This window comes from Amycolatopsis iheyensis (genome assembly GCF_024703995.1).
Taxonomy (GTDB): domain Bacteria; phylum Actinomycetota; class Actinomycetes; order Mycobacteriales; family Pseudonocardiaceae; genus Amycolatopsis; species Amycolatopsis iheyensis.
Map to the genome: position 1 here is coordinate 1 of NZ_JAMXQV010000062.1, position 6,906 is coordinate 6,906.

Genomic DNA, 6,906 nt, shown 5'->3' on the forward strand with positions numbered 1-6,906 from the left:
CGTCGCCGCGCAGCTCAACCGCCGCCCACGCAAAACGCTCGGCTGGGACACCCCAGCCGAGCGCTTGGCTAAACTCCTGACCGAAGCCAGTTGATCACCCGTGTTGCAACGACCCCTCGAATCCGCCGTGACAGGGGGCCTTCGAAAGTGTTACGTCAGTTGAAGTCGACGGCGCGGATCGTGTGCGCCCCGACCGAGGCGCCGATCGGGTCGAGCAGGTGCGCGTCGATGTGGCGGTCGACGCGCAGCAGCATCACCGCGTCGGAGCCGTCGGTCGTCTGGCTGATCTGCGCGGCCTCGATGTTGATGCCGGCCTCGCCGAGCAGCGTGCCGACGCGGCCCATGACACCCGGGCGGTCGCCGTATTCGACCAGCAGGACGGTGCCCTCGGCCCGCAGGTCGAAGCCGCGGCCGTTGACCTCGACGAGCTTCTCGACCTCGTCCTTGCCGGTGACCGAACCGGACACCGTCAGCGCCGAGCCGTCGGCGTGCACCGCGCGCACGGTGACCTGGCTGCGGAACTTCGGGCTCTCGGTCTCGGTCTGCAGCTCGACCTGCACACCCAGCTTCTCCGCCAGCTGCGGCGCGTTGACGAACGTGACCTGGTCCTCGACCACGCCGGTGAACACCCCGCGCAGCGCGGCGAGCTGCAGCACGCCGGTGTCCTCGCTGGAGATCTCGCCCTTGACCTGCACGGTCACCGACGTCGGCGCCTTCGGGTTCAACGCGGTCAGCAGCGTGCCCAGCTTCTGGGTCAGCGACAGGTACGGGCGGACGTGCTCGCCGACCGCGCCGCCGCCGGAGACGTTCACCGCGTCCGGCACGAAGTCGCCACGCAGCGCCAACAAGACCGACTTCGCGACGTCGGTGCCCGCGCGGTCCTGCGCCTCGGCGGTCGAGGCGCCCAGGTGCGGCGTCACGACGACGTTCGGCTGCTCGAACAGCGGGCTGGCCGTGGTCGGCTCGGTGACGAAGACGTCGACGCCGGCGCCACCGACGTGACCCGAGCGCAGCGCCTCGGCCAGGTCTTCTTCGACGATGAGCCCGCCGCGGGCGGCGTTGACGATGATGACGCCCGGCTTGGTCTTCTTCAGCGCCTCGGCGTCGATGAGGCCCTTGGTCTCCGGCGTCTTCGGGAGGTGGATGGAGATCGCGTCGGCGCGGCTCAGCAGCTCGTCGAGCGTCACGAGCTCGATGCCGAGCTGCGCGGCGCGTGCGGCCGAGACGTAGGGGTCGTAGGCGATGATCTTGGTGTCGAACGCGGCGAGGCGCTGGGCGAACAGCTGCCCGATCTTGCCGAGGCCGACCACGCCGACGGTCTTGCCCTGCAGCTCGACGCCGGAGAACGAGCTGCGCTTCCACTCGCCGCCGCGCAGGCTCTGGTCCGCGGCCGGGACGCGGCGCGCGACCGCCAGCAGCAGGGCGACGGCGTGCTCGGCGGCGGAGACGATGTTCGACGTCGGGGCGTTCACGACGAGGACACCGCGCTCGGTGGCGGCGGGCACCTCGACGTTGTCCAGGCCGACCCCGGCGCGGGCGACGACCTTGAGCTGCGTCGTGGCGCCGAGGACCTCGGCGTCGACCTTGGTCGCGGAGCGGACCAGGAGCGCGTCGGCGCTCTTCACCGCCTCGAGCAGCGCGGAGCGGTCCGTCCCGTCGACGTGCCGGACCTCCACCTCGTCACCGAAAACACTCAGCACGGAGGGGGCGAGCTTCTCCGCGATGAGGACGACGGGTTTGCTGGGCTTGCTCACGATGCGGCTCCCACTATCTGGTCATTTCCAGGACGCTTTGAGTCGACAACGGTCTTGTGCACGTCGTTGTGCCCCGGTCGAGCCGGAGTTTAACCCGCTGGGCGGCCCCCTGGCTTCCCACGGTGTTAACTCACTCGTAATCCCTCGAAAACAAGAGCCAGGAGGCGTTGCGTGCCGCCGGGGCCGGGCAGGTGCCCACCCGCCCAGGAAGCCGCGTGCAGCAACAAAAGCAGTTCGTGGGTCGTGACGTCGGGACGCAGTTCGCCCGCGTTCTTCGCACGTTCCACTAGATGGGAACCGGCCTCGCGCATTGCGTGGCACGACGCGTACAAACGGGACGATTCGTCGCTGAGCGCGTCCGCGGTGAGCTCGACCAGGCCGCGGAAGGTGCCGGTGGCGTCGCCGAGCCCGGCCAGCCAGCTCTGCAGCGCGTGCAACGGCTCGGGATGGGTCAGCAGCTCGCGCGCCCGCTCGGCCTGGCCGTCGAACCGGGCGCGCAGGAGCGTCTCGAGCAGCGCTTCCCGCGTCGGGAAATGGCGGTAAAGCGTGCCGATGCCGACACCCGCGCGGCGCGCGATGTCCTCCAGCGACGCGTCGACGCCGTGCTCGGCGAAGGCGCGCTGCGCCTGGGCGAGGAGGCGCTCGTAGTTGCGGCGGGCGTCCGCGCGCATCGGCTTGACTTCGGTCATCGCCTTTCCGACCCTACCGGGTAGCCGATCGGAGGCTACCTCCGTATATTAACCGGAGGCAGCCTCAACTTAATGGAGGGACTGGGGATGACCCTGATCGAAGACACGCGGGCCCGGCTCGGCGCGATCGGCGCCTGGTTGCCGAGCGCGCCCCTGCGCACCCCGCCCGACGTCGAGCGCGCGGCCACCCGGCGGCTCGCCGGGCTCGGCTACCGCTCGGTCTGGAGCGGCGAAGGACCCGGCGGTCGCGAGGTGTTCGCGGCGTTCGGCGACCTGCTGGCCTCGGTGCCGGACGTCGTGCTCGGCACCGGCATCGCCAACGTCTGGGCCCGCCTGGGACGGACGGCCGAGAAGGGCGGGGCGACGCTCGCCCAGGCCCACCCGGGCCGGTTCGTGCTCGGCGTCGGCATCGGGCACGCGTTCCAGGCGGCGAAGTACGGTGAGCCGTACCGGCCGGTCGACCGGATGCGCGCGTATCTGTCCGAAATGGACGAAGCCGCGGCGGAAAGTCCGGCCACCGTCGCCTTTCCCCGCGTGCTGGCCGCGGTCGGACCGCGCATGCTCGAGCTCTCGCGGGACCACGCCGACGGCGCGCACCCGTTCGCCCAACCGGTGTCGCACACGCCGTACGCCCGCGAAATCCTCGGGCCGGACAAGCTGCTGATCCCGCAGCAGACCGTGCTGCTCGGCAGCCGCGAGGACGCGCGGGAGAGCGTGCGGCGCCGGGTGGCGCAGTCGAGGGAGTTCGCCGTCACGGTCTACCACGCGGGCTGGAAACGGCTCGGCTACACCGAAGCCGACATCGCGGGGCCGAGTGACGGGTTCGTCGACGACCTCGTCCTGTGGGGCGACGCCGCGACCATCGCGAAACGCCTCGACGAGCTGCTCGACGCGGGCGCGGACCACGTGCTGCTGACGCCGTCCGCCGCAACGTTCGAGTCCACTGTGGACCTCCTGGCCGAGCTGGCGCCGGCGGTGCTCCGATGAGCGTCGGGATCTGGCGGTTCTTCGACGGCGCCCCGATCGGCGAGGTCCGGGACACGGCCGCGGAGGTCGAGGAGCTGGGCTTCGCCGCGCTGTGGTTCGGCGAATACGCCGGCCGGGACGCGTTCACGCAGGCGGCGTTGCTGCTCGCGGCGACGTCACGGCTGGTCGTCGCGACCGGGATCGCGCGCTTCGACCGCCGCGCGCCGATCAGCGCGGAAGCGTCGACGCGGGCGCTGGGCGAGGCGTACCCGGGCCGGTTCACCGTCGGCCTCGGCGGCCACTTCCCCGGCGCGCGGCCGCTCACCGCGATCCGCGAGTACCTGACGGGCATGGACTCCGCGGACCTGCCCGCGCTGCCGGTGCCGGCCCCGCGGCCCCGCCGGCTGCTCGCCGCACTCGGCCCCCGGGCCCTGGACCTGGCGGCCGAACACGCCGACGGCGCGCACCCGTACTTCGTCCCACCGGAGCACACGGCACTCGCGCGGGAGCGGCTCGGCCCGGCCAAGCACCTGGCGGTCGAGCAGGCGGTGCTCCTGGACACCGACCCGGACGCGGCCCGCGAGCACGTGGACCTCTACGTCCGGCAGGCCCCGCACCACCAGGCCAACCTGCGCCGCCTCGGCTTCACCGAGGAGGACCTGTCCGACGGCGGCAGCCCCCGCCTGGTCGCCGCCCTGGTCGCCACCGGCGAAAACCAGATCGCCACCCGAATCCGGTCCCACCTGGACGCCGGCGCCAACCACGTCTGCCTCCAGGTCCTGTCCCCCACCCCAACCTCCTACCGCCGCCTCGCGGCCCTGATCCCGTGAGCGAAGGGTCAACACGTGTTATTGGGAGGTCGACACGCGTGATGAGAGCGACGACACGGCCAAGAGTCCTTGCTTCGCCGTGTCGACCCTCTAATCACGCGAGTCGACCCTTCAATCACGAGTGATGACCCTTCCTTCACACGAGGGTAGGGTGGCGGGGCGCGGTGAGGGCCGCGTCCCGTCCGCGGAAAGGGCCGAGCCCACCCCTGCAGCACCGCACCACCAGCTCCGCACCTTCTTTCCTGCCCGGTGCCGGCGGACCACGGGCGACGAGGGAAGGAGGCACCATGGGCACGCTGCCCGCGAAACCCAGCCTGGACCAGCTCCGCAAGCGCGCGAAGGACCTCGCACGCGCCGAGGGCGTCAAGCTCTCCGAAGCGCAGTTCCGCATCGCCCGGGACCACGGGTTCCCGAGCTGGCCGAAGCTCCAGGCGTACGTCCGGCGCGTCACCGAACACGGCGACACGCTGCAGCACCCCTACCACCAGGACGTCGAGTACTACGCCGAGCGCGCGCTCGGCCTGCTCGCTTCAGCCGAAGACGACACGCCAGGCGCGAAAGCACCCTTCGAGCGGTGGGCGCAGCCGCTCACCCGCGACGGTGCTCGCGCGGTCGTCGCCAAGGAGCACGGGTTCGGCTCCTGGAAAGGACTTCGCACGCACGTCAAGTCCCTTGTGGACAGCGGCGAGCCGTTCGCCCGCGCGTACCGGGCGGTCGAAGCCCGGGACGTCAAGCAGCTGGAAACGCTGCTCGACGAGTTCCCCGGCCTGGTCACCGCCCGCGGCACCAACGGCAACGACCTGCTCGGCATGGCCGGCGCGACCTGCGACGAGCGCCTCAGCCGGATCCTGCTCGACCACGGCGCGGACCCCACCCGCGGTAACGTCCACGGCTGGACTCCCTTGCACCAGGCCACCTACAGCAACCTCCCACTCCTGCTGGACATGTTGCTCGACGCGGGCGCCTCGCCCGACGTCTCCGCCCGGGGCGACGGCGGCACTCCCCTGGTCGTCGCCTTGTTCTGGGGCAACCGCAAGGTCGCGAACAAGCTGGCCGTGCACAGCAAGGCGCCGGGCAACCTCCGGGTCGCGGCCGGGCTCGGCGACGCGGACCTCCTGGCCGAGCTGCTCGAGCCGGGTCACCCGGCGGCCGGCGCGCACCGTGGGTTCTACCGTCCGCACAGCGGTTTCCCGAAGTGGCAGCCGACCGACGACCCGGCCGAGGTCAGGAACGAAGCACTCTCCTGGGCCGCACGCAACAACCGCACGCAAGCCTTGCGGACGCTGGTCGCCCGGGGCGCCGACGTGGACGCCGACGTCTACCGCGGCACGGCCCTGACCTGGGCCGCCGCGCGCGGCCGGGTCGACGCCGTCCGGACGCTGCTCGACCTCGGCGCCGACGTGAACCGGGCCGGCACGTTCGGCGGGCCGGGGCACGGCGAAGGCGTCACCGCCCTGCACCTGGCCGCGCAGAACGGCAAGCTCGACGTCCTCCGCGTGCTCGTCGAGCACGGCGCCGACCTCGGCGCGCGGGACGCGCTCTTCGACAGCACCCCCGAAACCTGGGCGGAGGTGTGCGGGCAGCCAGAAGCCCGCGAGCTGCTCCAGTAGACAACCGGAGTCTGTAGTCCGTATCTTCAAAGGCGGACTACAGACTCCGTTTTGCCCACTGGGAGGAAGCATGACCACACCCCGCGAGGTCTTCGCCGCGCTGTCCGACGGCATCAGCGAAGGACGCTTCAGCGAGCTCTCCGCGCTCTACGCCGAGGACACCGTCGTCGAACACCCACAGGCCGTGCCACGCCCGACGCGCATCGAAGGCCGCGACGTCGTCCACGAGCGCTTCACCGGCGCCCTGGCCGGCGCGTACCGGTTCAAGCGCAACAACGTCGTCGTCCACGAGACCACCGACCCCGAGGTCGTCGTCGCCGAATACGACTACGACGCCGAGTCCGTCGAGACCGGCCGCACCACGACGACGGCCAACATCCAGGTGCTGCGCGTCCGCGACGGCCTGATCGTCCATTCCCGCGACTACCACGACTACCTGCGGCTCGCGGTCATCCGCGACGGCGTCGACCAGCTGGCGAAGGCCTACGAGCAGGCGCCGCCGCGGGAGCTGTCGCCGGCCACTCCGGAGAGCGCGGAGACGGTGCTCGAACGACTCGTGCACGGCGTCGCCGGCGGGCGCTGGGACGAGCTGCCGGAGCTGTACGCCGAGGAAACCCACGTCACGCACCCGTTCCTGCCCGGCTCCGCGGTGATCCGCACGCGGGACGAGGTGCGCGAGCACTTCCAGGCGGGCAAGGCGATGAACCCGGGCTTCTCGGTCGCGGACCTGGTCACCTACCAGGGCGCCGACCCGGAGGTACTGATCGGCGAGTTCGCCTACCAGGGCGAATACGGCGGCCGGCCGGTGCGGATCGCCAACATCTTCTCGATACGCGTGCGAGACGGCCTGATCGTCGAATCCCGCGACTACGGCGACCACCTCGGCATCGCCGGCGACCTCGGCCGGATCCCGGAGCTGGCCGCGAAGCTCTAGTGTCCTGAGTCGTTAATTCGTTGGCAGTATGCGGCGAGGGTGTCGAGGATCTGGTCGGCGGTTTTGGTCCAGACGAAGGGTTTGGGGTCGTCGTTCCAGGCGCCGATCCAGGCCTCGACGTCG

The 6,906-nt window shown here is 71.2% G+C and carries 6 protein-coding genes and 1 pseudogene; 4 read left to right on the forward strand and 3 right to left on the reverse strand.

Annotated features, from left to right (window positions below; genetic code table 11):
• Positions 1 to 155 precede the first annotated feature (155 nt).
• Together serA and M8542_RS49610 are read right to left on the reverse strand one after the other, a co-directional pair.
• Positions 156 to 1,754, reverse strand: a complete 1,599-nt coding sequence (gene serA, locus M8542_RS49605) for a phosphoglycerate dehydrogenase (protein ID WP_257927427.1) — start codon at positions 1,752 to 1,754, stop codon at positions 156 to 158.
• Between the two features lie 125 nt (positions 1,755 to 1,879).
• Positions 1,880 to 2,443, reverse strand: a complete 564-nt coding sequence (locus M8542_RS49610) for a TetR/AcrR family transcriptional regulator (protein ID WP_257927428.1) — start codon at positions 2,441 to 2,443, stop codon at positions 1,880 to 1,882.
• Between the two features lie 87 nt (positions 2,444 to 2,530).
• Here M8542_RS49610 and M8542_RS49615 point away from each other — a divergent pair, with 87 nt between their 5' ends.
• From M8542_RS49615 to M8542_RS49630, 4 genes are all read left to right on the forward strand, one after another.
• Positions 2,531 to 3,430: a TIGR03620 family F420-dependent LLM class oxidoreductase gene (locus M8542_RS49615; RefSeq protein WP_257927429.1), complete on the forward strand. Its 900-nt coding sequence runs from the start codon at positions 2,531 to 2,533 to the stop codon at positions 3,428 to 3,430.
• A complete protein-coding gene (locus M8542_RS49620; RefSeq protein WP_257927430.1) occupies positions 3,427 to 4,239 on the forward strand; it encodes a TIGR03620 family F420-dependent LLM class oxidoreductase in 813 nt (270 codons plus the stop codon). The genes M8542_RS49615 and M8542_RS49620 overlap by 4 nt, the downstream gene beginning before the upstream one ends.
• Positions 4,240 to 4,526: 287 nt before the next feature.
• On the forward strand, positions 4,527 to 5,849 hold the full coding sequence (locus tag M8542_RS49625) for an ankyrin repeat domain-containing protein (protein ID WP_257927431.1): 1,323 nt from the start codon (positions 4,527 to 4,529) through the stop codon (positions 5,847 to 5,849).
• Positions 5,850 to 5,919: 70 nt separating this feature from the next.
• Entirely contained in the window at positions 5,920 to 6,783 is an 864-nt protein-coding gene (locus tag M8542_RS49630) for a nuclear transport factor 2 family protein (RefSeq protein ID WP_257927432.1), read from the forward strand.
• Here M8542_RS49630 and M8542_RS49635 read toward each other — a convergent pair.
• Positions 6,780 to 6,906, reverse strand: a pseudogene (locus M8542_RS49635) (IS630 family transposase); the annotation flags it as partial. The gene M8542_RS49630 and the pseudogene M8542_RS49635 sit on opposite strands and share 4 nt — an antisense overlap.

Excerpts from the sequence above, each read along its gene's own strand:
- M8542_RS49625 (WP_257927431.1), top strand. The coding sequence starts at position 4,527 with ATGGGCACGCTGCCCGCGAAACCCAGCCTGGACCAGCTCCGCAAGCGC.
- M8542_RS49630 (WP_257927432.1), top strand. The coding sequence starts at position 5,920 with ATGACCACACCCCGCGAGGTCTTCGCCGCGCTGTCCGACGGCATCAGC.
- M8542_RS49610 (WP_257927428.1), bottom strand. The coding sequence starts at position 2,443 with ATGACCGAAGTCAAGCCGATGCGCGCGGACGCCCGCCGCAACTACGAG.
- M8542_RS49615 (WP_257927429.1), top strand. The coding sequence starts at position 2,531 with ATGACCCTGATCGAAGACACGCGGGCCCGGCTCGGCGCGATCGGCGCC.
- M8542_RS49620 (WP_257927430.1), top strand. The coding sequence starts at position 3,427 with ATGAGCGTCGGGATCTGGCGGTTCTTCGACGGCGCCCCGATCGGCGAG.